Here is a 570-nt window from a genome sequence, read left to right as displayed (position 1 = left end):
CTGTGGTTGCGTGTACAGAGTTGGCGCCTCGGCGATCTCACCAATCTCAAGCTCTTCAGCCGTGCCTGATACGGGCTCCGGCACAGCAGGTTCCAGCCGCTCAACATCTGTACCATCCATGTCCACCTCCGGCTTGCCCGCAAGTTCAGAGATGCCARACTCAATCTGCTCGAGCATCGGAAGCTGATTCGGGCTGCCGTCCATCACAGGAAGCTGGTCCAGCGACTCGACCCCAAGGTCGTCAAGAAACTGCCGGGTGGTGGCATAAAGTGCGGGGCGGCCGACAGTTTCCCGATGGCCGATCACCTCCACCCACCCGCGGTCTTCGAGCTGCTTGAGGATCATGCTGTTGATGGTGACCCCCCGGATGTCCTCCATGTCACCGCGCGTCACCGGCTGACGATAAGCAATGATGGCCAAGGTTTCCAGTGTGGCACGGCTATAGCGCGGGGGCTTTTCGGGGTGCAGCCGGTCCAGATATTCACGCATCTGCGGCCTGCTTTGAAAACGCCATCCCGTCGCCACGTGAACAAGTTCCACGCCACGACCAGACCAATCGCTTTGCAACTC

Annotated in this window: 1 protein-coding gene; it reads right to left on the bottom strand. The window is 59.9% G+C overall.

The annotated features are described in order from the left end of the window. A partial coding sequence (gene scpB / locus AC1DWI_RS25890; protein ID WP_477726290.1) for an SMC-Scp complex subunit ScpB occupies positions 1-570 on the bottom strand: 570 nt, incomplete at both ends.

It is taken from the genome of Polaromonas sp. P3_C2 (assembly GCF_056402675.1).
Note: the sequence above shows the minus strand (reverse complement) of the source record. Positions and strands in the feature narration are given on the sequence as shown.